Source organism: Streptomyces sp. NPDC049627 (genome assembly GCF_044465645.1).
Taxonomy (GTDB): Bacteria; Actinomycetota; Actinomycetes; order Streptomycetales; family Streptomycetaceae; genus Streptomyces.
This window is the reverse complement of the sequence record NZ_JBITLW010000010.1, coordinates 264,880-289,635: the sequence shown is the minus strand read 5'-3', so window position 1 is coordinate 289,635 and position 24,756 is coordinate 264,880. Positions and strand designations below refer to the sequence as shown.

Below are 24,756 nucleotides of genomic sequence, written 5' to 3'. Positions count from 1 at the left end.
GGCCTCGTCCTCAAACGCCGGACGGGCTGAGGTTTCTCGGCTCGTCCGGCGTTTCGTGTGGCTGCTCCCGCACCTCGACCCGGCGCAGGGTCACCGCCGCCAGCACCGCGGCCCCGGCCAGCAATACGGCCCCCGCGATCGCCGCCCCCTGCATCCCGCTGGTGAACGCCTCCCGAGCCGCTGTCGCCAGTCCCGGGACCCGGTCGGCGACCGCCAGTGCGCCGCCCAGCGTCTCGTGGGCCACCGAAGGTGCCGAGTCGGGAATCTCGTGCCGGTAGACCGCCGTGCCGATCGCTCCGAGCACCGCCATGCCCAGCGCGCCGCCGAACTCCCCGCCGGTCTCCATCAGGGACGAAGCGGAACCCGCACGCTCCACCGGGGCGGTGCCCATCGCCAGGTCCATGATCTGGGACATCACCGTGACGCCGCCGACGGCGAGGACCGCGCACGCGGTCAGCACCAGCCACAGGGAATCCGTCCCGGCGAGGGACAGCAGCGCGAAACCGGCCGCGGCGATCGCGAAGCCCGCGGTGACGACGTAGGCGCGGTTGACGCCCCGCTGCACCAGCTGGGTCGCGACGGGCCCGGCCGCCCCGATCGGCACCGAGGGCAGCAGCGCCCACAAGGCTGCCTCCAGGGCGCTCTTGCCGAGCACCGACTGCAGGTACTGCGTGGTGAAGTAGGACGACCCGAACACCCCGAAGGCGCAGATCAGATTGAGGCCGACCGAGGGCGCGAACCCCCGCCCGCGGAACAGGGCCGGGTCGATCATCGGAGCCGCGGTCGTGCGCTGGCGGTGGACGAAGAGGGCCGCGAAGAGCAGGCCGAGGGTGATCGAGACGACGTAGCGGACGTTCCAGCCCTCGGACGGGATCTCCTTCAGGCCGTAGACCACGGGGAGCACGGCCGCCATGGACAGCGGCACGCTCAGCAGGTCGAAGCGGCCGGGCGCGGGGTTCCTCGACTCGGGGAGCAGTATCGGGCCGAGGATCAGCAGCAGGGCCATCGCGGGCAGGTTGACCAGGAAGACCGAGCCCCACCAGAAGTGCTCGACGAGCACGCCGCTCATCACCGAGCCGAGCGCGATCCCGGCCGTCATCACGCCGGACCACAGGCCGATCGCCTTCGCGCGCTGGGCGGGGTCGGTGAACATCGTGCGGGTCATGGCCATCGTCGACGGCATCAGGGTGGCGCCGCCGATGCCGAGCACCGCGCGGGCCGCGATCAGCAGCTCGGCGCTGTTGGCGTACGCCGCCACGAGTGAGGCGGTGCCGAAGGCCGCGGCGCCGATGAGCAGGAGGCGGCGGTGGCCGATGCGGTCGCCGAGCGAGCCCATCGTCATCAGCAGGCCAGCCAGGACGAAGGCGTAGATGTCGAAGATCCACAGCTGCTGGGTGCCGCTCGGCTCCAGGTCCGCGCTGATCGCCGGGATCGCGAAGTAGAGGACCGAGACGTCCATGGAGACCAGCAGCAACGGCAGCATCAGCACGCCGAGGGCGGTCCATTCACGGCGGCCGGCGCGGGCGGGTGGGGGCGGGGGAGGGGTGGTGCTCGTCGTGTTCGTTGTCATGCCGGTGAACGTACACGCGTCTTAAACGCTTGTCTAGAACGTCTGTATAGGACGTCCGTATGGATCCGGGGTAGGGTGGCGTGCCATGGGACACCGTGAGGATCTGCTCGAGGGAGCCAAGCGCTGCCTGCTGGCGAAGGGGTTCGTGCGCACGACGGCGCGCGACATCGTCAAGGAGTCGGGGACCAACCTGGCGTCGATCGGCTATCACTACGGCTCGAAGGACGCGCTGCTGGCGCAGGCGTACGTGGCGCTGGTCGAAGAGCTGGGCGACGCCTTCGAGGGTGACGGGACGGCTGGGATCACCGCCGAACCGGGCTCGATCGAGCGGTTCCAGGAGGTGTGGTCGAACATCATCGGCACCATGCGGGAGCCCGGCTCCGTGTGGCGGCTCAGCGTGGAGATCATCGCCTTGGGCGACCAGCTGCCCGAGGTGCGCGACTATCTGTCGCGTGCCCAGCTGGAGGCCGGGCGCGGCATCATCCCGCTGCTCATGGGCGGGCGTGAGGAGGACGTCCGGGACGAGACCGTGAACACCCTCGGCAAGTTCTATGTGACGCTCATGACCGGACTCATCGCCCAGTGGACGTTCGACCCCGAGACCGCGCCCCGCGCCGAGGAACTCACCGAAGGCCTCCGCCAGGTGATCGACGCCGCTACCCGGAAATGACCCGCCCCTCGCGCATCTCGATCACCCGGTCCGCCACATGCCGTACGACCGCCCGGTCGTGGCAGATGAAGAGGTAGCCGAGGCCGAGGTCGTCCTGGAGGTCGGCGAGCAGGTTCAGCACGCCGGCCCGGACGGACGGGTCGAGGGACGAGACCGGTTCGTCGAGAACCAGCAGGCGGGGCCCGGAGGCCAGCGCGCGGGCGATTCCCACGCGCTGGCACTGCCCGCCGGAGAGTTCGTGCGGGCGACGGTCGCCGTACGACGGGTCGAGGCCGACCCGGTCGAGGAGTTCGGCGACCCGGGCGGGGCCCTCGGCGCCGCTCCAGCGGCCCTGCACCTTCAGCGGTTCGGCCACCGCGTCGCGGATGCGATGGCGTGGGCTCAGTGAGCCGTACGGGTCCTGGAAGACGGGCTGCATGCGCGGGCGGACCGGGCGCAGCTCGCGTTCCGTGAGGTGGGTCAACTCCCGCCCCTCGAAGCGGACTTCACCGGCGTCGGGCCGGCGCAGCCGGAGAATCGCCAGGGCTGTGGAGGACTTGCCGCAGCCGGAGGGGCCGTTGAGGGCGAGGGTCTCGCCGGGGGCCAGGGTGAAGGAGACGTGGTCGACGGCGGTGACGTCGCCGTAGCGGACCACGAGGTCGCGGACGTCGAGCAGGGCGTCATCACTCATGCGGGCTGCCGCTTCTCTTCCTGGTTCTGGAACAACTCCATTGCCGGGGAAGGGAGTTCCCGCCAGCGGTGGCAGGCCACCAGGCGTCCCTCCACCTCCTGCGGCTCCGGTTCCGCCGTACGGCAGAGGTCCGCCGCGAGCGGGCAGCGCGGGGTGAAGGCGCAGCCCGGCGGGAGTGCGCCCGGGGCGGGCGGGGTGCCGCGCAGGGCGGGGAGGCGGCGGCCCGGGGGCGCGTGCTGGGGGAGGGAGGCCAGCAGGCCCGCCGTGTAGGGGGCGCGCGGGCGGCCCAGCACCTCGTGCGCCGGGCCGAGTTCGCAGAGGCGGCCGGCGTACATGACCAGCACGCGGTCGGCGTGCTGCCGTACGACCTCCATGTCGTGCGTGACCAGCACGAGCGCCGCGCCCACCGCCTCGCGCTGCTCGGCGAGCACCCGCAGCACCTGGTCGCGGCGCTCCTCGTCGAGGGCGGTGGTGGGCTCGTCGGCGACGACGATGTCGGGTTCGTTGATCGTCGCCATGGCGATGACCGCGCGCTGGCGCATGCCGCCGGAGTACTCGTGCGGATACGCCCGTGCCTTGCGGGCCGCGTCCGGGATGCCCACCCGGTCGAGCGCGGCGACCGCTCGGGCCCGGGCCTCCTTGCGGGAGACACCGGCCACCGAGCGCACCGCGGCGGCGAGCTGGTCGCCCACCGGGTGCACGGGGGACAGGGCGGAGAGGGCGTCCTGCGGGACGAGGGAGATGCGGCGGCCGCGGTGGGGCGTGAGGTCCGGCTCGATCGTCCCGCTCGTCGCCGCGCCCCTGGGCAGCGTGCCCAGCAGCGCCCGGGCGGTGAGGGACTTGCCCGCGCCCGACTCGCCGACGATCGCGAGGGCCTCGCGCGGGCGCACGTCGAAGGACAGGCCACGCACGGCCTCGACGCCGTCGAAGGCGATCCGCAGATCGCGCACCGAGAGGAGTACATCAGACGGCAACGGAGGCCCCCTTCTTCTTCCTCTTCTTCATCGCCGGCGCGACCCGCCGTACCCGCCCGCCCTGCACGGCCGCCGCCCCCGACACCGCCAGCCCCGCCAGCAGCGCCAGCGCGACGGCCGGGGCGAGGGCCGCCCACGGGGCGCGTTCGACGTAGGCGCGGGACTCGTCGAGCAGCAGGCCCCACTCGGGAGCCGGCGGCTGCGCGCCCAGGCCCAGGAAGCCCAGGGACGCCAGGGCGAGGGCGATGCCGGGCAGGCGCAGCAGGGCGTGCCGGGCGACCGGGGCGGCGACGGACGGGAGGACATGCCGGGTGAGGATCCACAACGGGGTGGCGCCCATGGCCCGTTGGGCGGTGAGGAACGCCGACGCCCGCACCTCCTGCACCAGCGCGGCGGCGTGCGCGGACAGCGCCGGCCAGGAGATCAGCGCGACCGCGAGGGCCGCGCCCCCGGTGCCGGGACCGGTCGCCGCCGCGACCAGGATGCCGACGATCACGGGGGGCAGGGCGTTGGCGATGTCCGCCGCGCCCGCCGCGATGCCGGGCAGGAAGCCCAGCGCGAGCGCGACCAGCAGGCTCAGCGCGCAGATGGCGGCGGCCGTGCCGACCGTCGAGGCGGCGCCGTGGCCGAGCCGGGCGAGCACGTCACGGCCGAGGGCATCGGTGCCGAGCGGGTGCGCCCAGGAGGGGGCGGCGAGGCGGGCGGCCGTGTCCACCGTGTACGGGTCGCGCAGCAGGCCCCAGCCGATGGTCACCGCGAGGACGCAGAACAGCGTCAACGGGATCGCCGGGCGGGTGCGGGCCGGGCGCGCCGGGGGCAGTGTCAGACCGGCGTCCCGCAGGGCGGGGCCCAGCAGCCGCCGCCGGGTGAGCGCCGTCGCCGCGCCGGTGAGCAGGCCGAGCAGCAGCAGGGCCAGCACCGAGCCCTGGAGCAGCGGCAGATCCTGCGACTTGGCCGCGCCCAGAGCCGTACGGCCGATGCCGGGCACCGCGAAGACCACCTCCACCGCGACCGCGCCTCCGGTCAGGCCGACGGCGACCATCCCGAACTGCGGTACCAGGGGCGGCAGTACGCGTTTGAGGGCGGCCGCCGAGATCCTCGTACGGCTCACTCCCGCGCCCCGCCACAGCTCCACCCACCGCTCGTCGAGGACGGCGGGCAGCGCGTCCGCGACCAGCCGGCCGAGCAGACCGCCCGCCGGGACACCGAGGGCGATCGCGGGCAGCACCAGATACGCGGGCCCCGCCCAGCCGGCCGTCGGCAGCCACCCCAGCCACACCCCGCACACCAGCAGCGCGACGGTGGCCAGCAGGAACTCCGGTACCGCGGCCAGCATCGCGGCGAACGCCCCCGCCGACCCGCGTCCGCGCACCAGCACCGGCGCCACCAGGACGGCGGCCAGCGCGACCGCCACAGCGAGCGCCGCGCCCATCAGGCCCAGCGACACCTGGAGCCCGGCGGCGACGGACGGCAGGACGTCGTACCCCGACACCCAGGAGGTGCCGAAGTCGCCGTGCAGCAGGTCCGCGGCCCACCTCCCCAGCAGGGAAAGGGGACCGGCGTCCAGGCCGAGGTCCTCGCGGATCGCGGACAGGGCCTCGTCGGTCGCCTCCTGCTCGGCCGACCGGGCGCGCAGCACGGTGAGCGCCGGGTCCTTGTGGGAGAGCCAGGGCAGCAGGCCGACGGCGGCCAGGACGGCGACGAGACAGAGGAAGCGGGTCAGCGTGGCCGGGCCGGCCGACGTCCTTACTGTGGGCTTCACTTGACGTAGGTGTCCACTGTGACGAGCTCGCGCTCGCGCGGGTCGTGCGCGGCGTCCACGACACCGGCGCCGTCGCCCTGGATCACCCGCTCGTGAAGCATGGGGATCGCCGCGTCCTCGGCGAGCACGGCGGCCTCCGCCTCGATGATCGCCTTGCGGCGGGCGTCGCCGACCTTGATGGCGGCGGCCTTCTTCAGGGCCTTGTCGACGTCCTTGTCGGAGAACTGCGAGAGGTTGAAGGAGCCGTCGGAAGCGAAGTCGCTGTAGAGGTAGGCGGCCGGGTCGCCGGAGTCGAGGACGGTGGCGCGGGAGAGGACGAACGCGTCGAACTTGCCCGCGAGCAGGTCGGATTCGATGTTCGCGTACTGGCGGACATCGAGCTTCACCTTGAACCCGGCCTTCTGGAGCTGCTGCTGGAGCGCGGCCGCGACCTCCGGCATCTCGGTCCGGTCGGTGTAGGTGCCGATGGTGATCGCCGCACCGTTCGGCTTGCCGGCCTTGGCGCGCTTGACCGGCGTACGCAGTCCGGCCGCCCACGGCAGCGCGGGCCCGAGCAGCCCCTCGGCGACATCCGCCCGCCCCTCGTACACACCCTCGACGAGCGCCTTCGCATCGATCGCCTCCCGGGCGGCGGCGCGCAGCGAGGCGTCCTTGAAGGCGCCCTTCCCGGTGTTCAGGTAGAGGGTGTTGGTGCGCGGCATCGGGACCTCGGCGATCAGGTCCTGGTCGAGGACGGCGGCCTGGGAGACCGGGATCGCCTCGACGATGTCGGCCTCGCCGCTGCGCAGGGCGGCGGCGCGGGCCGTCCCGTCCGGCACGAACCTGACGTCGATACCCGGGGCCTTGGCCCTGCCGCCCCAGTACTTGTCGTAGCGGTCGAGGGTGGCGGAGGAGGTGCCGTCGACCTTGACGAGTTCGAAGGGGCCGGTGCCGGCGCCGACCGGGTTCACCGTCTTCCCCGTGTAGGCCTTGGCGGCCAGGATCGACATCTGGGGCGAGCTCAGCCGCTGTGGGACGAGGGGGTCCTCGGTGCCGGTGGTGACGGTGACCGTGTCGGCGTCCTTTGCCTTCGCGGTGAGCTTCACGCCGTCGAGGATGCGGGGCTTGGGGGAGGCGGTGGCGGCCTTGGTGAGCGACCGCACGACGGCGTCCGCGTCGAGCTTCGTGCCGTCGTGGAAGGTGACGCCGTCGCGTATCTCGAAGGTCCAGGTGCGGCCGGACTGCCGCCACTCGGTGGCGAGCGCGGGCTTGGCGTCGCCCTCCTTGCCGAGCTTGACCAGGGTCTCGGTGGTCGACCAGCGGGACAGCTTGTACGCGTCGTCGCTCAGGGGGGACAGGCCCGAGTTGGGCGGCTGCATGTGCGCGACACGGATGCGCTTGCCCCCGGCGGCCGCCTCGTCGGATCCCGCCGCCGAGAAACAGCCGGTGAGCAGGGCGGAGGCCGCGGCGGCCGCGGACAGGGGGAGGAGACGGGCGGGGACGCGCACGGGACACTCCGGGTAAAGGCGTGGTCAAAGGTTGAACGCGCACCGACCGTAGCATGATGATAATCGTTTTCAGAAGCTCGCCCGGGGAAGCTCGCCCGGAGAAGCTCGTCTTCAGAAGCCGAGCCGTGCGCCCTTCAGTCCCATGTGCAGCAGCAGCCGGTCCTCCCCGTCGTCCAGGTCCAGGCCCGTGAGCTGCTCCACGCGGGACAGGCGGTAGTACAGGGTCTGGCGGTGGATGCCGAGTTCGGCGGCCGTGCGGCCGGCCTGGCCCGCGCAGTCCAGGTAGACCTCGGCGGTGCGGGCGAGTTCCTGGTGGGCGGAGGAGAGGAGCGGGGCCACGGCCGGGTCGTGTGCCGTCTCCGAGGGCAGGGAGGTCAGCAGGCGGTACGGGCCGATGCGGTCCCACTCGGCGACCGGGCCCAGGCGGGGTTCGGCCAGGGCGGCGCGGGCCGCGGCGGACGCCTCCTGCCAGGCCGCGGCCAGTTCACCGAGGCCGGTACGGGGTGCGCCGATGCCGGCCGCCGCTGCCGCCTCGTCCTTGAGCAGCCGGGACGCCGCGGCCTGGGCCGGTGTGCGCACCTCCGGCGAGCGCAGCCGGACGAGTACCGCGAGGCTCTGTCCGTCTGCGCCCCACGGGACCGTGCACAGCGCGGTCGCGTGCGGCACCGTACGGACGGACGGGGCGTCGTCGGGGTCGGCCGACGGCCACGGTGCGACGCACACGACGGCGTGCCCGCCCTCGCCGCGCGGGCCGAGGGCGGTGCGCAGCGCCGCGACCGCCATCTCCCCCTGCCAGCCCCGCTCCGCGGTCAGCACCGCCCGCAGCTCCCGGCTCAGATCCGCCCCGTGCTGCACCTCGTCCGCGAGCAGCGCGCCGATGCGGTCGGTCACCTCCATGGCCGCGGCCAACTGCCTGTCGGTCGGGCCGGGGTCGGAGTCCAGCAGCCAGACGTAACCGAGGACGACCGCCCGATGGCGTACCGGGAGACAGATCCGTCCGCGGTAGACCCCCGCCTCCGGGGTGGGCGGGATCCGGACCGGGCTCGTCGCCCGCGTGATGCCGAAGCCCTCGAACCACGCCCGGACCGCGGCGGTCGAGCGACGGGTCAGGATCGACCGGGTGCGCACCGGGTCCAGCGCCGACGGGTCGAGGTCGCCCTCACTGTCGTACGCACCGAAGGCGATCAGCTCGAAGTCCCGGTTCTCCAGGGTCGCCGGGGCGCCGAGGAGCTCCGAGATCTCGTCGACCAGCTCCTGGTAGTCCCCTTTGTAATCGGCTGTCACCCGGACATTCTCCCGCATCATCGCGGTCGCTTCATACATCTGTCTGAGATCTGCGGCACGGATGCGTGACAGCTGTCGATGGTCGACGATCGGAGGGATCCTTAGGTTTCACGGTGGTTCTATCTGCTGGTTTGTGGAGGTGCCCCGTGCTGGGTCCCGTGATTCTTGCCGCGTCGCGCAGCGACCGGATGCGACGCCTGATCTCGGCGGCCCCGGTGACGAAGCAGGTCGTCGACCGGTTCATCCCCGGCGAGACCGTCGACGAGGTCGTGCCGATCATCGAGGACCTCACCGGCAGGGGCCTGGAGCTGACGATGGACGTCGTCGGCGAGGACATCACCCGCCCCGAGCAGGCCGCAGCCGCCCGGGACGCCTATCTGCGCCTCATCGACCGGATCAAGGATCTGGAGCTGGGCGAGCGCGTCGAGATGTCCGTGAAGCTGTCGATGTTCGGCCAGGCGCTGGACGGCGGCCACGAGCTCGCCCTCGCCAACGTCCGTCCGGTCGTCGAGGCCGCTGCCGCCATCGGCACGACCGTCACGCTCGACGCGGAGGACCACACCACCCTCGACTCGATGTTCGCCATCCACGAGGAACTGCGCAGGGACTTCCCGCAGACCGGCTGCGTCATCCAGGCCTACCTCTTCCGCACCGAGACCGACGCCCGCCGCCTCGCCGCGAACGGCAGCCGGGTGCGCCTGGTGAAGGGCGCCTACAAGGAGCCCGCCGAAGTCGCCTACCAGCAGAAACACGAGATCGACAAGGCGTACGTCCGCATTCTCAAGGTTCTGATGGAGGGCGCGGGGTATCCGATGATCGGCTCCCACGACCCGCGCCTCATCTCCATCGCCCAGGAGCTCGCGCGGCGCGCCGGGCGCAAGCCCGACGAGTACGAGTTCCAGATGCTGTACGGCATCCGCGGCGACGAACACCTGCGCCTGGCCGCCGAGGGCCACCGTATGCGCGTCTACACCGCCTACGGCACCGACTGGTACGGCTACTTCATGCGGCGCTTGGCTGAGAAGCCGGCGAACTTGCGCTTCTTCCTGCGGAGCATGATCAGCCATGGCTGACGCGACTTGGAGTGCCGCGGCGTCTGCCGGGGGTCCGGGGGTTGTCCCCCGGGAGGACACAGCATGCGGCGCTTGGCTGAGAAGCCGGCCAACCTGCGGTTCTTCCTCCGGTCAATGGTCAGCAAGGGCTGAGCCCCGACACAACGGCTCGAAACACACCGCTCACTAAGGAGTTACGGAACACATGGACGCTGTGACCCAGGTCCCCACCCCCGTCAACGAGCCGGTGCACGGCTACGCCCCCGGCTCGCCCGAACGCGCCCGGCTGGAGGCCAAGCTGAAGGAGCTGGCCGAGAACCCGATCGACCTGCCCTGCACCATCGGCGGCGAGAAGCGGATGGGCGGCGGTGAGCGGTTCGACGTCGTGCAGCCGCACAACCACAAGGCCCGCCTCGGCACCTACGGCAACGCCACCCAGCAGGACGCCCAGGACGCCATCGAGGCGGCCCTCGCCGCCGCGCCGGCCTGGCGTGCGATGTCCTTCGACGACCGCGCGGCGATCATCCTGCGCGCCGCCGAGCTGCTGGCCGGCCCCTGGCGGGAGACCCTCGCCGCCTCCACCATGCTCGGCCAGTCGAAGACGGCCCAGCAGGCCGAGATCGACACGCCCTGCGAGCTGGTCGACTTCTGGCGCTTCAACGTCAAGTACGCCCGCGACCTGCTCTCCGAGCAGCCGGTCGCCAACTCCCCGGGCGTCTGGAACCGCCTCGACCACCGCCCGCTGGAGGGCTTCGTCTACGCGATCACGCCGTTCAACTTCACGGCGATCGCGGGCAACCTGCCCACCGCGCCCGCGCTGATGGGCAACGTCGTCGTCTGGAAGCCGTCCCCGACCCAGACCCACGCCGCCGTGCTGCTCATGGAGCTCCTGGAGGAGGCAGGGCTCCCCAAGGGCGTCATCAACCTCGTCACCGGCGACGGCATCGAGGTCTCCAAGGTCGCCCTTGAGCACCGCGACCTCGCGGGCATCCACTTCACCGGCTCGACCAAGACCTTCCAGTACCTGTGGAAGACGGTCGGCAACAACATCGAGAAGTACCGCTCCTACCCGCGCATCGTCGGCGAGACCGGCGGCAAGGACTTCGTCGTCGCCCACCCGAGCGCCGACAAGGCGGTGCTGAAGACCGCGCTGACCCGCGGTGCCTTCGAGTACCAGGGCCAGAAGTGCTCGGCGACCTCCCGGGCGTACATCCCGGCGTCGATCTGGAACTCCGGCTTCAAGGAGGAGTTCGCGGCCGAGGTCGACTACCTCACCATGGGTGACGTCACCGACCTGTCCAACTTCATCGGCGCCGTGATCGACGAGCGCGCCTTCGCCAAGAGCAAGGACGCGATCGACCGCGCGAAGTCCGACCCGACCTGCACGATCGTCGCGGGCGGCTCCTACGACGACTCGGTCGGCTACTTCGTGCGCCCGACCGTCGTGGAGTGCAGCGACCCGGAGAACGAGGTCTTCACCACCGAGTACTTCGGTCCGTTCCTCGCCGTGCACGTCTACGAGGACGACAAGTACGACGAGATGCTGGAGCAGATGGAGTCGGTGTCCGCCTACGCCCTGACCGGCTCGGTCATCTCGGCCGACCGCGCGGCGGCGGCGTACACGATGGAGAAGCTGCGCTACGCGGCCGGCAACTTCTACATCAACGACAAGTCCACCGGCGCCGTCGTCGGCCAGCAGCCCTTCGGCGGCGGCCGCGCCTCCGGCACCAACGACAAGGCCGGCGCCCCGCAGAACCTGATGCGCTGGACCCTGACCCGCGCCATCAAGGAGACGCTGGTCCCGCCGACCGACTACGCCTACCCGCACATGGGCTGACGGTAGGTCAGCATGCGTCGAGGGGCCGGGCGATGTGCCTGGCCCCTCGCGCCGTCGTGGCGGCCTACTCGGCGATCTCCGTCCGCTCCCACCACTCGTACACGGGCAGCGCGCCCTCCGCGGTGTCCGCCTGCCGTGACGTCGGCCGGAAGTGCTCGTATCCGCCGCGGAGCTTGATCTTCACATCCGGGCCGGGGGACGGGGTCGGGACGATCCGGTCGGGCAGATCGTCCGGGCCGCCTTCGAGGAACACCTTCGCCGTGTCGTTCATGACGTCAGCGTTCCCCTCGTCGTGGCCGTCCCTCCCGTGCCGCGCGGATCATCAGCCGGGTGGGCGATCCGCCGTCAGGTCCGTCTGTTCCGCGTGATGATGAAAGCGCAGGTCAGCGGCGTGTGACTCACTCCACCGTCTCAGATAGTAGGAAGTCCGAGTAATTGTGGAGACAGATGCCCTGTCCTCGCTTAGCTTTGTAGAAGCCGAACGTCTCGCTCGATCAAGCGAATGGCGGTCGTGAGCCGGGCCCCGTGCAGGCAACCCCTGCGGCACCGCTCCCCGCCCCACCCGGCGTCTCGTAACCCCCTGTTGTACTCCAGGATTGTCGAAGGAGTCGATTTCCCATGGCCGAGACGACCGCCCGCCGTCGAGTCCGTCACCTCTCCCGTACGAGCGAGTCCGACCGCAAGAACGCAGCCGCCGCCCTCCAGCGCGCCCTCGACCGCCGGGACAACGGCGGCGCCACAGGTCACCAGGCTGCGTAAGCGCTCCGCCGGTAGTGCCGCGATGTGTCGTAGTTCGTCTGCGGCGCCGTCGTGGCTGGTCGCGCAGTTCCCCGCGCCCCTCAAGGGGCGCTGCACCTCGGGTCGATCAGCGGCCGCGCCGTACCTCGAAATGGTCCACGCGCTCCCCGGTCGGTGTCAGCGCCGATACCTTCAGGCTCGGCTTCGCGCCGGTCTCCGCCTCCACCGCGAGGACGGAGAAGCCGCGGTAGCGCACCCGCGACCAGTGGACGCTCTCCGCCTTTGTGTCGCGTGACCTGGTCCACGTGAAGGAGTCGACCGACTCCCGATCGGTGACATGGCCCTCGTAGCTCTCCTCGACGCCCGCCGGGAAGCCGTACAGGTCCCTGCCGCCGCCGCCCGCCGTGACGTACACGATCCCGTCGCGCGTCGGGTCCGTCGTCGCGCCGATCGGGACCTGCGCGCCGACCTCGCCGTTCAGGATCGCGTCGGTCCGCTCGTACACATGGTTGTGCCCGTTGATCACCAGGTCGACCTGGTGCTTGGCGAAGAGCGGCACCCACTCGGCGCGGATGCCCCCGTCGGAGGCGTGTGTCGACGTCGAGTACGCACAGTGGTGGAAGAAGGCGACGACGAAGTCGACCGAGCGGTCGGCGCGCAACTCGCCGAGCGTGCGGTCCAGCCACTTCGTCTGCCGTCCCTCCGTGTAGCCGAGGTTGGCGGGAATCTCGTACGACACGTCGTTCGCGTCCAGCGCGACCACCCCGACGTTGCCGTAGGTGAAGGCGTACACCCCCGGCGCCGTACGCGGGTCGAAGCCGCTGTCCGGGAGGGAGAAGCGGGCGAGCTGGCCGCCGTAGCCGTCCGGCGAGTACCAGGCCTCCATGTCGTGGTTGCCGGTCGTCACCATCCACGGCACCGACTTCGCCACCGACTCGTTCTGCTTGAGGAACAGGTCCCAGAAACCGGGGTCGTAGCCGTCCGACTCCTTGCCCCGGCCGCCCACGTTCGCGTAGCAGATGTCGCCGGCGTGGAGGTGGAAGGCGGGGTCCTGGCGCAGCAGGACATGGTCGTTGGCGGAAGCCGCCTCGCTGACGCCCTGGTCGCCGAAGGCCGTGAAGGTGAAGCTCTCCGGGGTGGCGGGCGCCGTGCGGAAGGAGGCGATCGTCGAGCGGTGCCGAGGTTCGGCGGGGTCGAAGCCGTCGTGGCCCACGCCGTAGTAGTACGTCGTGCCGGGGCGCAGGGTGTCCAGGGCAGCGTGGACGTAGTACTGCTCGAACGCCGGGCGGATGCCTTGGAGCGCCGGGGTCTTCAGGTCGCGCACCTCCGCCTCGATCCTGCGGTCCAGGTCGTCCGGGCGCAGACCGATGCGGACGTACGGCTTCTTCACCGCGGCCGGCACCTGCCAGGAGATCCGCATCTGCGTCTTGGGGTCGGCGCCGAAGGCGAGGTGGCGGCCGAAGGGGGCGACGGCGGAGCCCGGCACCTTCGTGAGGGTGGACGCGGACGCCGAGGGGCCGGCCGCCGTTCCGTCACCCGATCCCGAAGCCGAGCACCCGGTCAGCAGCCCGCCCGCCACCGCGCCCGCCGTCACCAGCGTGCGCCGTCGGGTCAGCTTCGTGCGCAGGTACTCGTGCTGTTCCGCCATGCTCATACGGCGGGCCAGCCGCGGGGGGATGCCGAAGTCCGGGATGTCCATGGGAAGGAAGTTCCCAGCGTGCCCCAACGCCCGCCACACATACGGGTGAACGCCAGTCGAACGGCGGACACCGCCCCGCGCCGCGCTGTCCGTATCGCGGACGCGGCATGTCATCCCATGGGACGAGGAGTAGGGTGCCGACATGTCTCGCAGCCTCAATCTCGCAGTGATTCCGGGTGACGGCATCGGCCAGGAGGTCGTGGCCGAAGGCCTGAAGGTCCTCTCCGCCGTCCTTCCGCAGGATGTGAAGCTGGAGACCAAGGAGTACGACTTCGGCGCCCGGCGCTACCACGCCACCGGTGAGACCCTCACCGACGCCGACCTCGACGCCCTCAAGCAGCACGACGCCATCCTGCTCGGCGCCATCGGCGACCCGAGCGTCCCCTCCGGCGTCCTGGAGCGCGGCTTCCTGCTCAAGCTCCGCTTCGCCTTCGACCACCACGTCAACCTGCGTCCGTCGAAGCTCCTCCCGGGCGTCGCCACCCCGCTCGCCGGTGAGCCGAGCATCGACTTCGTCGTGGTCCGCGAAGGCACCGAAGGCCCGTACACCGGCAACGGCGGCACCATCCGCAAGGGCACCGAGCACGAGGTCGCCACCGAGGTCTCCGTCAACACGGCGTACGGCGTCGAGCGCGTGGTCCGCGACGCCTTCGCCCGCGCGCAGGCCCGCCCGCGCAAGAAGCTGGCGCTGATCCACAAGAACAACGTGCTGACCTTCGCCGGTCACCTGTGGACGAACATCTTCAACAAGGTGGCCGAGGAGTTCCCCGAGGTCACCACCGAGTACATGCACGTCGACGCGGCCACCATCTACCTGGTGACCCAGCCCGAGCGCTTCGATGTCATCGTCACCGACAACCTCTTCGGCGACATCATCACCGACCTCGCCGCGGCCGTCTCCGGCGGCATCGGCGTGGCGGCCTCCGGCAACATCAACCCGTCCGGAGAGTTCCCGTCCATGTTCGAGCCCGTCCACGGCTCGGCCCCGGACATCGCCGGCCAGGGCAAGGCCGACCCCACGGCCACGGTCCTGTCCGTCGCCCTGCTCCTGCGCCACCTCGGCTACGACGCCGAGGCCGCCCGCATCGACGAGGCGGTCTCCACGGACCTCGCCGAGCGCACCGGCAAGCCCGCCCGCAGCACGTCGGAGATCGGCGACGCGCTGGCCGCACGAGTAGCCGGCTGATCCGGCGCGCCACTCGAACTCGGACTCCCCCACAAGCGGGGGGACTCCCAGAAGCCGCCGGGTCATTCACACCCGGCGGCTTCCCCATGTCCGCCGCCGGGTGACACCATCGACCCCTGGGTCGCGGTTTCACGCCGATCACGCCGAACAGGCCGATTTCTTCCACGGCACCCGCTTGCGATAATCGAACGCGGAGCCGCGGATTGAGGGAATGCTCGGACGTCCTAGCACTGGCCACGGGCAGTACAGGCGTGAGTGCGGCCCGCCACAACGAAAACCGGTGAAGGACATCAACTCATGACGACGCCCACGATCGAGCTCAAGCCCTCCGCCAGCCCGCTCTCCGCCGCCGAGCGCGAGGCGATACTGGCCAACCCCGGGTTCGGCCGCCACTTCACCGACCACATGGTGACGATCAAGTGGACCGAGGGCCGGGGCTGGCACGACGGCGAGCTCGTGCCGTACGCGCCGATCTCCCTCGACCCGGCCACCATGGTGCTGCACTACGCGCAGGAGATCTTCGAGGGCCTCAAGGCGTACCGCCAGCCCGACGGGTCCGTCGCCACGTTCCGTCCCGAGAAGAACGCGGTGCGCTTCCAGGCCTCCGCCCGTCGGCTCGGCATGCCGGAGCTGCCCGTGGAGACGTTCATCGAGGCGTGCGACGTGCTGGTGCAGCAGGACGAGGCCTGGGTCCCGGCGCACGGCGGCGAGGAGTCCCTCTACCTGCGTCCGTTCATGTTCGCCACGGAGGTCGGCCTGGGCGTGAAGCCCGCCAGCGAGTACCTGTTCATGGTCATCGCCTCCCCGGCCGGCGCCTACTTCCCCGGCGGCGTCAAGCCGGTGTCCATCTGGGTCTCCGAGGACCATGTGCGCGCCGTGCCGGGCGGCATGGGCGACGCCAAGACGGGCGGCAACTACGCCGCGTCCCTGCTGGCGCAGGCCGAGGCCGCCGCCAAGGGCTGTGCCCAGGTCTGCTATCTGGACGCGGTCGAGCGCAAGTGGGTCGAGGAGCTCGGCGGGATGAACCTGTACTTCGTGTACGGCGACAAGATCGTCACCCCGTCCCTCACCGGCTCCATCCTGGAGGGCGTCACCCGTGACTCCCTCCTGGCGGTCGCCCGCGACCTCGGTTACGAGTCCGAGGAGGGCCGCATCTCCGTCGACCAGTGGCAGCGCGACTCCGAGAACGGCACCCTCACCGAGGTCTTCGCCTGCGGCACGGCCGCCGTCATCACGCCGGTCGGCACCGTGAAGCGCACGGGCGCCGAGTGGCAGCAGAGCGGCGGAGAGCCCGGCGAGGTCACGATGAAGCTCCGCCAGGCTCTCCTCGACATCCAGCGGGGCAAGTCCGAGGACAAGCACGGCTGGATGCACAAGCTGGGCTAGTTCTCGGCCGGGACCGTCAGGGCCGCTGCGGACTCCGTGTCCGTGGCGGCCCTTTCGTGTGCCGGTGCCGAGTCACCGATCGTCAGCAGCACGTACGCCAGTCCGCCCACCAGCCCCGACAACACGAAGCTGCAGTCCACCCCACCGGTCAGGCTCAGCAGCGGCCCCTCGTACGTCGGCAGCGCGACCGCCAGCATGCCGACCGCCGCACCCAGCGCCCATGACACCGTCGCCCGGAGGTTCCAGCCGGCGCGGAACCAGTAGATCCCGCCCCGCGCCCGCCGGTTGAACACCTGGAGCGCCTCCGCGTCGTACACTCCGCGACACCGTGCGAAGCCGATGAGGGTGATGACGGCCCATGGGGTGCCGATCGCCGTCAGCAGGAGGACGAACGACGTCATCGCGTCCTGCGCCGTCGAGGCGTAGTGGCCGACGAAGACGCAGACCGTGGCGACGACGGCGACCGCGTACGTCGCCTGGGCTCGGGAGGCGCGCGGCAGGATGGCGTCCAGGTCGAGGCCCATGGAGTAGAGCATCAGACCGGCGTTGCCGACCGAGCCGGCGGAGGCGGCCAGCAGCAGCGGGACCAGGTACCAGGTGGGGGAGGCGGAGACGAGCGGTCCGGCGTAGTCGAGGGCGGCCTGTGCCGCGTACGCCGTGAACGTGCCGAACAGCTGCGGGACCAGCAGGCCCAGGATCAGGCCGAGCCACGTGGCGTGCAGGACCCGGCGGGAGGTGTGGCGGGCCGGGGAGATGTAGCGGGTGTAGTCGCCGAGGAGGGTGATGAAGGCGATCGGGCCGGACAGTCCCGCCGCCACCGTCGCCAGCAGCCAGGTCGGCCAGAAGCCGCCCAGCAGATAGCCGCCCGCCTCCGGTAGCGCGGCCGTCGTGAAGTGCGGGGCGTAGGCGATCACCCCGAGGACCAGCAGTGCCGTCATGCCGATCGCGAGGACGCGGGACATGGCGAGCAGCACGCGGTAGCCGTACACCGCACCGGCGACGGTCGCGGCGGCCAGCATTCCGTAGACGACGCCGTACGACACTCCGCCCGTCGGCAGCCCGACCAGTCGGCCCAGCACGCCCACCATCACATCGCCGCCGATCCACACGGTCAGGGCCGTGTAACCGAGGGCGAGCAGGAGACCGACGACCGAGCCGACCAGGCGGCCCCGGACGCCGAACTGGGCGCCGGAGGAGGTGGACAGGTTCGTCGCCGTACGCAGGGAGATCAGGGCCAGCGGGGCGGTGAGGGCCGTGCCGACGAGGGTGCCGACCACGATCGAACTGACCGAAGCCCACCAGCCCAGGCCGAACGACGGCGGCAGCCAGCCGAAGACGATCACTCCTAGGCAGAGGTTCGACCCCAGGAGGATCGAGACGAGATCGCGTGGTCCGCTGGTGCGTTCCTCGTCGGGGATGGTGTCGACTCCGCGCTGTTCCATCGGCATGGCAGGTCTCCTTCGATCGGCCGCCAGAGTTAGAGCGACGTTCAATGTGGGGGATCGGTTTGGCTGAGTCAACACTTCGGTTCTCTGGAATTCATGTTTAGAGTGATGCTCTAATGTGGGCGAGGCAAGGAGGTGCCCGCGTCATGAGACTGACCCCCACGGAACGTGACCGGCTGCTGCTCTTCGGAGCCGCCGAGCTGGCCCGCGCCCGCCGGGCCCGAGGGCTCCGGCTCAATGTGCCGGAGGCGACCGCGCTCATCGCGGACACCGTCTGCGAGGCCGCCCGGGACGGGGCCCGGCTGACGGAGGCCATTGACCGCGCCCGGTCGGTGCTCGGTCCGGACGATGTGCTCCCGGGTGTCGCGGACATCGTCACCGAGGTGCACGTCGAGGCGGTCTTCGACGACGGCTCACGGCTCGCGGTCGTGTCCGACCCGATAGGGGGCGGGCTCGGTCCGCAGGCTCCCGGCGCGCTGCTGCCGGGGCCCGAGCACGCCGAGCCCGAACCGGTCGTACGGCTCACGGTCACCAATACCGCGACCGTCCCCGTCTCCGTCACCTCCCACTTCCACTTCTTCGAGGCCAACCCGCGCCTCGACTTCGACCGCGCGTCGGCCTACGGCATGCGCCTCGCCGTACCCGCCGGGTCGTCCGTGCGCTTCGGGCCGGGGGACAGCGTCGAGGTCGGGCTCCTGCCGATCGGGGGTGAGCGGATCGCCATCGGGTTCGCCGGCCTGGTCGACGGAGCGCTGGACGCGCCCGGCGCCCGCGAGGAGGCACTGCGCCGCGCCGCGGCCTGCGGCTACCTCGGCGTACCGGAAGCGCCTGGTGGCGTGTCGGAAGCAGCTGATCAGGAGGTCGAGCGATGAGCCGCCCAGGAGGCCACCCCGCCGAGGCCCGCCGCCTCACCCCGTACGAGTACGCCGCCACCCACGGTCCGCGGGCCGGTGACCGCATCCGGCTCGGCGACTCCGGGCTGACCATCCGCGTCGAGTCCGACTCCCAGCGCTACGGCGACGAGTTCCTCGCCGGGTTCGGCAAGACCGCCCGGGACGGGCTGCATCTCAGGGCGGCCGCCGTCCGGGAGACCTGTGACGTCGTCATCAGCAACGTCGTCGTGATCGACGCGGCGCTGGGCATCCGGAAGGTCTCCATCGGGATCAGGGAGGGACGGATCTGCTCGATCGGGCGGGCCGGGAATCCCGACACCCTCGACGGGGTCGACGTCGTCGTCGGCACCGGGACCTCTATCGTCTCCGGCGAGGGGCTCATCGCCACCGCCGGAGCCGTCGACACGCATGTCCATCTGCTGTCGCCGCGCATCATGGAGGCCTCGCTGGCCTCCGGGGTGACCACGGTCATCGGGCAGGAGTTCGGCCCCGTATGGGGCGTCGGCGTCAACTCGCCGTGGGCGCTGCGGCACGCGTTCAACGCCTTCGACGCCTGGCCGGTCAACATCGGCTTCCTGGGCCGGGGTTCGTCCTCCGACTCCGCCCCCCTGGTCGAGGCGCTGGCCGAGGGCGGGGCGAGCGGCTTCAAGGTGCACGAGGACATGGGCGCCCACACCCGGGCGCTGGACACGGCGTTGCGCGTGGCCGAGGAGCACGACGTCCAGGTCGCCCTGCACAGCGACGGACTGAACGAGTGCCTGTCCGTCGAGGACACCCTGCGCGTGCTGGAGGGCCGCACCATCCACGCCTTCCACATCGAGGGCTGCGGCGGCGGACACGTGCCGAACGTCCTGAAGATGGCCGGCGTCCCGAACGTCATCGGCTCCTCCACCAACCCCACCCTGCCCTTCGGCCGGGACGCCGTCGCCGAGCACTACGGCATGATCGTCTCCGTCCACGACCTGAAGACCGACCTGCCCGGCGACGCCGCCATGGCCCGCGACCGCATCCGCGCCGGCACCATGGGCGCCGAGGACGTCCTGCACGACCTGGGCGCGATCGGCATCACCTCCTCGGACGCGCAGGGCATGGGCCGGGCCGGCGAGACGGTCCGCCGTACCTTCGCGATGGCCGGGAAGATGAAGGCCGAGTTCGGCGCCCCGGAGGACGGCCATGACAACGAGCGCGTCCTGCGCTACATGGCCAAGCTGACCATCAACCCGGCCATCGCACACGGCCTCGCACACGAGGTGGGGTCGCTGGAGGTCGGCAAGCTGGCCGACATCGTGCTGTGGCGGCCGGAGTACTTCGGCGCCAAGCCGCAGCTCGTGCTGAAGGCCGGCTTCCCGGCGTACGGGGTGGTGGGCGACCCCAACGCGGCCACGGACACCTGCGAACCGCTCGTCCTGGGCCCGCAGTTCGGGGCGTACGGCGCCACACCCGCCGACCTCTCCGTCGCCTTCGTCGCCCGGGCCGCCGTCGACCAGGGCCACGACACGATGCCCACCCGGCGCCGGAGGGTCGCCGTGCGCGGCACACGCGGCATCGGGCCGGCCGACCTGCGGCTGAACTCCCGTACCGGAGCGGTCGACGTGGACCAGCGCACCGGCCTGGTCACCCTCGACGGAGAGCCGCTGCGCTCCGGGCCCGCCGAGTCCGTCTCCCTCAACCGCCTCTATTTCTTCTGACGTTCCCAGCCTGTGAGGATCACCGATGTCCGCTGCCGCCGACGGCTTCCGCATGCCCGCCGAATGGACCCCGCACGAGCGCACCTGGATGGCGTGGCCGGGCCCGAACGCGACCTTCGAGGACCCTGAGGAACTCGCCGCCTCCCGGCTGGCCTGGGCGGCGGTCGCCCGCGCCGTCCGCCGCTTCGAGCCGGTGACGGTGGTGTGCGGCCCCGGACAGTCCGAGGAGGCCCGGGCGCTGCTCGGGCCGGGGGTCGACACCGTCGAGCGGGACCTCGACGACGCCTGGATGCGGGACATCGGCCCCACCTTCCTGACCGACGGGAAGGGGCAACTCGCGGCCGTCGACTGGACGTTCAACGGCTGGGGCGCCCAGGACTGGGCCCGCTGGGAGCACGACGCGAAGATCGCCGCGTATGTCTCCGACCTCGCGGGGTCGGTGCGGACGTACGCCTCGGAACTCGTCAACGAAGGCGGCGCGATCCATGTGGACGGCGAGGGCACGGTGCTGCTCACGGAGACCGTCCAGCTCGGCCCCGAGCGCAATCCGCACTGGACGCGCGAGCAGGTCGAGGCGGAGATCCACGCCATGCTCGGCACCCGCAAGGCGATCTGGCTGCCGCGCGGCCTCACCGGCGACTACCCCCCGTACGGCTTCGGCACCCTCGGCCATGTCGACATCGTCGCCGCCTTCGCCCGCCCCGGTGTGGTCGTGGCCCACCACCAGCCGGACCCGGCCCACCCCGACCACGAGGTGAGCAAGGAGGTCATCCGCATCCTGAAGGCGGCGACGGACGCGCGCGGGCGTCGGCTGGAGGTCGTCGAGGTCCCCGCGCCGACCGTCCTGGAGGCGGACGGGCACTGGGCCGACTACTCCTACATCAACCACTACCTCTGCAACGGCGGCCTGGTGCTGTGCGGCTTCGACGATCCGCGCGACGAGATCGCCGCCGGGATCTTCCGGCGACTGTTCCCGGAGCGGACGGTGACGCTGGTCGACGCGCGGACGATCTTCGCGGGCGGGGGAGGCATCCACTGCATCACCCAGCAGCAGCCGAGGGCCGTGGTCAGGTAGAACGTACGGGTGAACGTACAGCTGCTCTGCACGGCCTGCGGCCACCGCCTCACCGAGCCCCTGCGTCGGCTGCCCGAACTGCCGGAGCGCCCCGCGCGTGACCCGCGGAACAGTAATCCGGACGGCTCGCGGCATGCCCCGCCGACCGTGCCGCGCGGCACCTACGCCGTGGACCCGCAGCCCAGTGGGGCACCGTATGTGCCGGAACCCGACTGGGACACCTGGATGGGCACCCAGGGTGCCTTCGCGTACAACGGCGAACAGCTGGTCCCGGCCGGACCGCGCGACACCCTGGTGGTCCACCCGGAGGACACGCTCGGGCGGCTGTCCCCCCGCCGGGACATGCAGGACCCCGGCTGTTGCGGTCGCCACGGCAGGGAGGGACCCGACCAACTGTGCGGGAGCTGCGGTACCCCCGTCGCGACGGAACTCAGCGAGTGCTACGGGCCCTACGAGACCCACTTCCTGCCCGACGCCGTACGGGTGGAGTCCGCATGAGTACGCCCGGCGCCCGCCGCCGCACCCCCGCCCCGCCCCGCGAGGACGTCCTCGCCGCCGCCATGGAAATGATCGCCGAGCGCGGTCTGGAGAAGCTCACCATGGCGGCGCTCGGCCGCGAGGTCGGCATGAGCAGCGGCCATCTCCTCTACTACTTCCACTCCAAGGACGAGCTGCTCCTGCAGACCCTGGAGTGGAGCGAGGGCCGGCTCGGCGCCGAGCGCGGCCGGCTGCTCACCCGCACGGCACCGGCCCGTGAACGGCTCGACGCCTACGTCGACCTGTACGTCCCCGACGGCCACCGCGACCCGCACTGGACGCTCTGGCTGGAGGTCTGGAACCGCTCGCAGAACGCCGACGCCGCCGCCCGCGACCGGCAGGCCGCGATCGAGGGCGCCTGGCACCGGGATCTGGTGGCGCTGCTCGCGGAGGGGGTGTCGCGGGGGGAGTTCCGGCCCGTCGACCCGGACCGTTTCGCGTCCCGCCTGCGGGCCCTGCTCGACGGCTTCTCCATCCATGTGGCGATCGGGCTGCGCGGCACGGACCGGGCGCAAGTTCTGCGCCACGTACGGGAGTTCCTGGGCGACGGCCTCCTCGCGGACGCCTGAGCGCACGTCCTGGTTGTACGCAATATTGCCGATTGACCCTGTAGCGCGTGGTGCGTTTGCCTCGTGGGGAGCCCTCGGCGCGGGGCCGGGGGAGAAGCGTCAACGGGGAATACAGGGGGGAACTTGTCCAGAGCCGCAGCATGCCTCTCAGGCGCGGCCTCACTGCTCGCGGTCACGGGAACGACCGCGTCAGCCGCGCCGCACACGCCGAGAACCGAGAGGGTCGGCACCGCCGCCGACGGCACCCAGGCCGACGGGCCGTCGAGCGGGGCCGCGCTCAGTGCCGACGGCCGTCACGTCGCGTTCACGTCCACCGCGCCGAGTCTCGGCTGCGCGCACTTCACGCCGTGCACGCCCTGCTACAGCGGGCGCATGGTCGGCTATGTGGCCGAGTCCGACGGCGGCCCGCAGGTCCACATCCGCAACCGCACGGTCGGCAGGCTGACCGGCATCGGCCACTACCAGGGCGTCCGTTTCACCTGGATGGGACAGCCCGCGGTGGATCCCACCTGCTCGTGGATCACCTACGCGGCCACGCTGCCGGCCACCGACGCCGACCGGCACCGTTGGGGCGGCCGCAACGACCTCCCGGCCGGGCACCCCTCTGTCAACGCCGACGGCACCGTCGTCGCGTTCGCATCGGCGTCACCCGATCTGGTGGAGGGGGACACCAACGGGGTGTCGGACATCTTCCTCAGGACAGTGAAATGAGCACGACCGACCACGGGGGAACAACCATGCACAGCACCAAGCGGGCCGTCGCGCTCGCCGCCGCCTTCGTCGCCGCCACGGTGGCCCTGACCGGAACCTCGACGAGCGCCCAGCCGCGCGTCCCCTCCACCGAGCGGGTCACCCGGTCGGCGACGGGGGAGCAGGGCAACGGCGACTCCTACGGACCGCAGCTCAGCGCCGACGGCCGCTTCGCGGCCTTCACGGCCGACGCGTCCAACCTGGTGCCCGGCGACACCAACAGCGCGTCGGACGTCTTCGTGCGCGACCTGCGCAACGGGACCGTCGAGCGGGTCAGCGTCAGCTCCGCCGGCACGCAGGCCGACCGCGAGTCGTCCGTGCAGGCCATCAGCGCCGACGGGCGGTACGTCCTGTTCGGCTCGACCGCGCGGAACCTGGTCCCGTGGGACACCCCGCCCGCGGACGCGGGCGCCACCGACATCTATCTGCACGACCGGCGCACCGGCAGCACGCAGCGGATCAGCGTCGGCTTCGACGGGGGTTCCGCCTACGCGGCCGGCGCCGACCTCTCGGCGAACGCCCGCTACATCGCCTTCAACGCCAAGGCCTCCCGGATGGAGGAGGGCGCCCGCGACCTCTTCGGCGCCGTGTACGTCTTCGACCGCCGCACCGGCACGACGCAGCGGGTCAGCAACCCCGACCGCCCCACCAACCCGGCGCTCTTCCAGGACGTGAGCGACGACGGCCGCTATGTGCTGTACACGCAGTTCGTCCCGCGCAGCTCCAACGGCGTCACCTGGGTGCACGACCGCCGCACCGGCACCGAGGAGCGGGTCAACGTCAAGGCGGACGGCTCCCCGGCCCAGCGGTACGCGATGCCCGCCACGCTCTCCGCGGACGGCCGCACCGTCGCCTTCCAGAACTGGGACGAGGACCTGGTCCCCGGCGGCGGCCCGGACGCGTCCGACCTCTACGTCCGCGACCTGCGCGGGGACATCACCCGGCGGGTCGACACCGGCCCCGGCGGCGAGACCATGCCCGACCGGCCCGTGATCAGCGCGGACGGCCGCTACGTGGGATACGAGGCCACCCCGAGGCTGCCCGACGGAACGCTCGGCCCGGCCAACGTCTACCTGCGCGACCTGCGCACCGGATCCACCCGCCTGATCAGCGAGTCCGTCACCGGCGGGCCCGTGACGGACACCTACGTCCGGCTGACGACGGTGAGCGCGGGGGCGAAGCGCATCGGCCTCGGCAGCGCCTCGGCCCAGCTCGTCGCCGGCGACACCAACGGCGCGGACGACGGCTTCGTCCGGCACGTGCGGTGATCAGCACAGTGCTCGCATCCTGAGACGGACGGTGAGCACGGGGGCGACTTGTGCCAGACTGCCCCCGTGCTCTCGTTCGCCATGATTATTGGCAGCAGGCGCGCCGGTCCGCAGTGACCACCGCGTACGACCAGGTACGGGTGGACACCGTCGTCCTCGACCCGCGCGCAGACCTCTCGCACCCGCGAGGGGTTTTTCTGTTTCCCGGCCCACCCG

General features: G+C 71.5%; 22 protein-coding genes. 13 read left to right on the top strand and 9 right to left on the bottom strand.

The features are described 5' to 3' along the window. Nucleotides 1-10 precede the first annotated feature (10 nt). Complete coding sequence (locus ACIBU0_RS27705; RefSeq protein WP_398823467.1) at nucleotides 11-1,570, bottom strand: MFS transporter; 1,560 nt, start codon at nucleotides 1,568-1,570, stop codon at nucleotides 11-13. Between the two features lie 85 nt (nucleotides 1,571-1,655). Here ACIBU0_RS27705 and ACIBU0_RS27700 point away from each other — a divergent pair, with 85 nt between their 5' ends. Then, complete coding sequence (locus ACIBU0_RS27700) at nucleotides 1,656-2,240, top strand: TetR/AcrR family transcriptional regulator (protein ID WP_398823464.1); 585 nt, start codon at nucleotides 1,656-1,658, stop codon at nucleotides 2,238-2,240. On the opposite strand, the gene ACIBU0_RS27695 is transcribed toward ACIBU0_RS27700, so the two are convergent. The 5 genes from ACIBU0_RS27695 to ACIBU0_RS27675 all read right to left on the bottom strand — a co-directional run bounded on the left by ACIBU0_RS27695 (nucleotide 2,227) and on the right by ACIBU0_RS27675 (nucleotide 8,435). Continuing rightward, a complete protein-coding gene (locus ACIBU0_RS27695; RefSeq protein WP_398823461.1) occupies nucleotides 2,227-2,910 on the bottom strand; it encodes an ATP-binding cassette domain-containing protein in 684 nt (227 codons plus the stop codon). The two genes, ACIBU0_RS27700 and ACIBU0_RS27695, sit on opposite strands and share 14 nt — an antisense overlap. Then, the gene (locus tag ACIBU0_RS27690; protein WP_398823458.1) at nucleotides 2,907-3,884 is read right to left on the bottom strand and encodes an ABC transporter ATP-binding protein; all 978 of its coding nucleotides are present in this window, start codon (nucleotides 3,882-3,884) and stop codon (nucleotides 2,907-2,909) included. Before ACIBU0_RS27690 ends, ACIBU0_RS27695 begins: the two co-directional genes overlap by 4 nt. Further along, nucleotides 3,874-5,646 carry an ABC transporter permease subunit gene (locus ACIBU0_RS27685; RefSeq protein WP_398823455.1) on the bottom strand — a complete coding sequence of 591 codons (1,773 nt, stop codon included), beginning with the start codon at nucleotides 5,644-5,646 and terminating at the stop codon, nucleotides 3,874-3,876. Before ACIBU0_RS27685 ends, ACIBU0_RS27690 begins: the two co-directional genes overlap by 11 nt. Next, on the bottom strand, nucleotides 5,643-7,133 hold the full coding sequence (locus ACIBU0_RS27680) for an ABC transporter substrate-binding protein (protein WP_398823452.1): 1,491 nt from the start codon (nucleotides 7,131-7,133) through the stop codon (nucleotides 5,643-5,645). The genes ACIBU0_RS27685 and ACIBU0_RS27680 overlap by 4 nt, the downstream gene beginning before the upstream one ends. A 111-nt stretch (nucleotides 7,134-7,244) precedes the next feature. Next, nucleotides 7,245-8,435, bottom strand: coding sequence for a PucR family transcriptional regulator (locus tag ACIBU0_RS27675; RefSeq protein ID WP_398823829.1), 1,191 nt, complete (start codon nucleotides 8,433-8,435; stop codon nucleotides 7,245-7,247). A gap of 128 nt (nucleotides 8,436-8,563) precedes the next feature. Between ACIBU0_RS27675 and ACIBU0_RS27670 the strand changes: the two genes are divergently transcribed. Further along, nucleotides 8,564-9,490, top strand: a complete 927-nt coding sequence (locus ACIBU0_RS27670) for a proline dehydrogenase family protein (protein WP_398823449.1) — start codon at nucleotides 8,564-8,566, stop codon at nucleotides 9,488-9,490. A 184-nt stretch (nucleotides 9,491-9,674) separates the two neighbouring features. Then, nucleotides 9,675-11,306 carry an L-glutamate gamma-semialdehyde dehydrogenase gene (gene pruA, locus ACIBU0_RS27665; RefSeq protein ID WP_398823446.1) on the top strand — a complete coding sequence of 544 codons (1,632 nt, stop codon included), beginning with the start codon at nucleotides 9,675-9,677 and terminating at the stop codon, nucleotides 11,304-11,306. A gap of 64 nt (nucleotides 11,307-11,370) precedes the next feature. On the opposite strand, the gene ACIBU0_RS27660 is transcribed toward pruA, so the two are convergent. Beyond that, nucleotides 11,371-11,577: a DUF5988 family protein gene (locus ACIBU0_RS27660; RefSeq protein ID WP_398823443.1), complete on the bottom strand. Its 207-nt coding sequence runs from the start codon at nucleotides 11,575-11,577 to the stop codon at nucleotides 11,371-11,373. A 347-nt stretch (nucleotides 11,578-11,924) separates the two neighbouring features. Here ACIBU0_RS27660 and ACIBU0_RS27655 point away from each other — a divergent pair, with 347 nt between their 5' ends. Then, nucleotides 11,925-12,065 (top strand): hypothetical protein, encoded by a 141-nt coding sequence (locus ACIBU0_RS27655; protein WP_107083653.1) that lies wholly within the window; start codon nucleotides 11,925-11,927, stop codon nucleotides 12,063-12,065. 106 nt (nucleotides 12,066-12,171) lie between these two features. Here ACIBU0_RS27655 and ACIBU0_RS27650 read toward each other — a convergent pair whose 3' ends face one another. Then, on the bottom strand, nucleotides 12,172-13,743 hold the full coding sequence (locus ACIBU0_RS27650) for a purple acid phosphatase family protein (RefSeq protein ID WP_398823440.1): 1,572 nt from the start codon (nucleotides 13,741-13,743) through the stop codon (nucleotides 12,172-12,174). A 142-nt stretch (nucleotides 13,744-13,885) separates the two neighbouring features. On the opposite strand from ACIBU0_RS27650, the gene ACIBU0_RS27645 reads away from it, so the two are divergent. Together ACIBU0_RS27645 and ACIBU0_RS27640 are read left to right on the top strand one after the other, a co-directional pair. Further along, entirely contained in the window at nucleotides 13,886-14,929 is a 1,044-nt protein-coding gene (locus ACIBU0_RS27645; RefSeq protein ID WP_398823437.1) for a 3-isopropylmalate dehydrogenase, read from the top strand. 297 nt (nucleotides 14,930-15,226) lie between these two features. Next, nucleotides 15,227-16,315 carry a branched-chain amino acid aminotransferase gene (locus ACIBU0_RS27640; protein WP_398823434.1) on the top strand — a complete coding sequence of 363 codons (1,089 nt, stop codon included), beginning with the start codon at nucleotides 15,227-15,229 and terminating at the stop codon, nucleotides 16,313-16,315. On the opposite strand, the gene ACIBU0_RS27635 is transcribed toward ACIBU0_RS27640, so the two are convergent. Beyond that, entirely contained in the window at nucleotides 16,312-17,763 is a 1,452-nt protein-coding gene (locus ACIBU0_RS27635) for a cytosine permease (protein WP_398823431.1), read from the bottom strand. The two genes, ACIBU0_RS27640 and ACIBU0_RS27635, sit on opposite strands and share 4 nt — an antisense overlap. Before the next feature lie 143 nt (nucleotides 17,764-17,906). Between ACIBU0_RS27635 and ureA the strand changes: the two genes are divergently transcribed. The 7 genes from ureA (at nucleotide 17,907) to ACIBU0_RS27600 (ending at nucleotide 24,540) form a co-directional block, all read left to right on the top strand. Next, nucleotides 17,907-18,632: an urease subunit gamma gene (gene ureA / locus ACIBU0_RS27630; protein ID WP_398823429.1), complete on the top strand. Its 726-nt coding sequence runs from the start codon at nucleotides 17,907-17,909 to the stop codon at nucleotides 18,630-18,632. After that, entirely contained in the window at nucleotides 18,629-20,341 is a 1,713-nt protein-coding gene (locus ACIBU0_RS27625; RefSeq protein WP_398823426.1) for an urease subunit alpha, read from the top strand. Before ureA ends, ACIBU0_RS27625 begins: the two co-directional genes overlap by 4 nt. Before the next feature lie 25 nt (nucleotides 20,342-20,366). Beyond that, on the top strand, nucleotides 20,367-21,416 hold the full coding sequence (locus tag ACIBU0_RS27620; RefSeq protein ID WP_398823422.1) for an agmatine/peptidylarginine deiminase: 1,050 nt from the start codon (nucleotides 20,367-20,369) through the stop codon (nucleotides 21,414-21,416). A gap of 9 nt (nucleotides 21,417-21,425) precedes the next feature. Beyond that, nucleotides 21,426-21,914, top strand: coding sequence for a hypothetical protein (locus ACIBU0_RS27615; protein ID WP_398823419.1), 489 nt, complete (start codon nucleotides 21,426-21,428; stop codon nucleotides 21,912-21,914). Beyond that, the gene (locus ACIBU0_RS27610; protein ID WP_398823416.1) at nucleotides 21,911-22,522 is read left to right on the top strand and encodes a TetR/AcrR family transcriptional regulator; all 612 of its coding nucleotides are present in this window, start codon (nucleotides 21,911-21,913) and stop codon (nucleotides 22,520-22,522) included. The genes ACIBU0_RS27615 and ACIBU0_RS27610 overlap by 4 nt, the downstream gene beginning before the upstream one ends. 123 nt (nucleotides 22,523-22,645) lie before the next feature. Continuing rightward, on the top strand, nucleotides 22,646-23,233 hold the full coding sequence (locus ACIBU0_RS27605; protein WP_398823413.1) for a hypothetical protein: 588 nt from the start codon (nucleotides 22,646-22,648) through the stop codon (nucleotides 23,231-23,233). After that, entirely contained in the window at nucleotides 23,230-24,540 is a 1,311-nt protein-coding gene (locus ACIBU0_RS27600; RefSeq protein ID WP_398823411.1) for a TolB family protein, read from the top strand. The genes ACIBU0_RS27605 and ACIBU0_RS27600 overlap by 4 nt, the downstream gene beginning before the upstream one ends. Nucleotides 24,541-24,756 lie beyond the last annotated feature (216 nt).

What these genes read in the sequence shown, in the direction of transcription:
- ACIBU0_RS27705 (WP_398823467.1), bottom strand. Translation starts at nt 1,570, where the DNA reads ATGACAACGAACACGACGAGCACCACCCCTCCCCCGCCCCCACCCGCC.
- ACIBU0_RS27700 (WP_398823464.1), top strand. Translation starts at nt 1,656, where the DNA reads ATGGGACACCGTGAGGATCTGCTCGAGGGAGCCAAGCGCTGCCTGCTG.
- ACIBU0_RS27695 (WP_398823461.1), bottom strand. Translation starts at nt 2,910, where the DNA reads ATGAGTGATGACGCCCTGCTCGACGTCCGCGACCTCGTGGTCCGCTAC.
- ACIBU0_RS27675 (WP_398823829.1), bottom strand. Translation starts at nt 8,435, where the DNA reads ATGCGGGAGAATGTCCGGGTGACAGCCGATTACAAAGGGGACTACCAG.
- pruA (WP_398823446.1), top strand. Translation starts at nt 9,675, where the DNA reads ATGGACGCTGTGACCCAGGTCCCCACCCCCGTCAACGAGCCGGTGCAC.
- ACIBU0_RS27660 (WP_398823443.1), bottom strand. Translation starts at nt 11,577, where the DNA reads ATGAACGACACGGCGAAGGTGTTCCTCGAAGGCGGCCCGGACGATCTG.
- ACIBU0_RS27655 (WP_107083653.1), top strand. Translation starts at nt 11,925, where the DNA reads ATGGCCGAGACGACCGCCCGCCGTCGAGTCCGTCACCTCTCCCGTACG.
- ACIBU0_RS27650 (WP_398823440.1), bottom strand. Translation starts at nt 13,743, where the DNA reads ATGGACATCCCGGACTTCGGCATCCCCCCGCGGCTGGCCCGCCGTATG.
- ACIBU0_RS27645 (WP_398823437.1), top strand. Translation starts at nt 13,886, where the DNA reads ATGTCTCGCAGCCTCAATCTCGCAGTGATTCCGGGTGACGGCATCGGC.
- ACIBU0_RS27640 (WP_398823434.1), top strand. Translation starts at nt 15,227, where the DNA reads ATGACGACGCCCACGATCGAGCTCAAGCCCTCCGCCAGCCCGCTCTCC.
- ACIBU0_RS27635 (WP_398823431.1), bottom strand. Translation starts at nt 17,763, where the DNA reads ATGCCGATGGAACAGCGCGGAGTCGACACCATCCCCGACGAGGAACGC.
- ureA (WP_398823429.1), top strand. Translation starts at nt 17,907, where the DNA reads ATGAGACTGACCCCCACGGAACGTGACCGGCTGCTGCTCTTCGGAGCC.
- ACIBU0_RS27625 (WP_398823426.1), top strand. Translation starts at nt 18,629, where the DNA reads ATGAGCCGCCCAGGAGGCCACCCCGCCGAGGCCCGCCGCCTCACCCCG.
- ACIBU0_RS27620 (WP_398823422.1), top strand. Translation starts at nt 20,367, where the DNA reads ATGTCCGCTGCCGCCGACGGCTTCCGCATGCCCGCCGAATGGACCCCG.
- ACIBU0_RS27610 (WP_398823416.1), top strand. Translation starts at nt 21,911, where the DNA reads ATGAGTACGCCCGGCGCCCGCCGCCGCACCCCCGCCCCGCCCCGCGAG.
- ACIBU0_RS27600 (WP_398823411.1), top strand. Translation starts at nt 23,230, where the DNA reads ATGAGCACGACCGACCACGGGGGAACAACCATGCACAGCACCAAGCGG.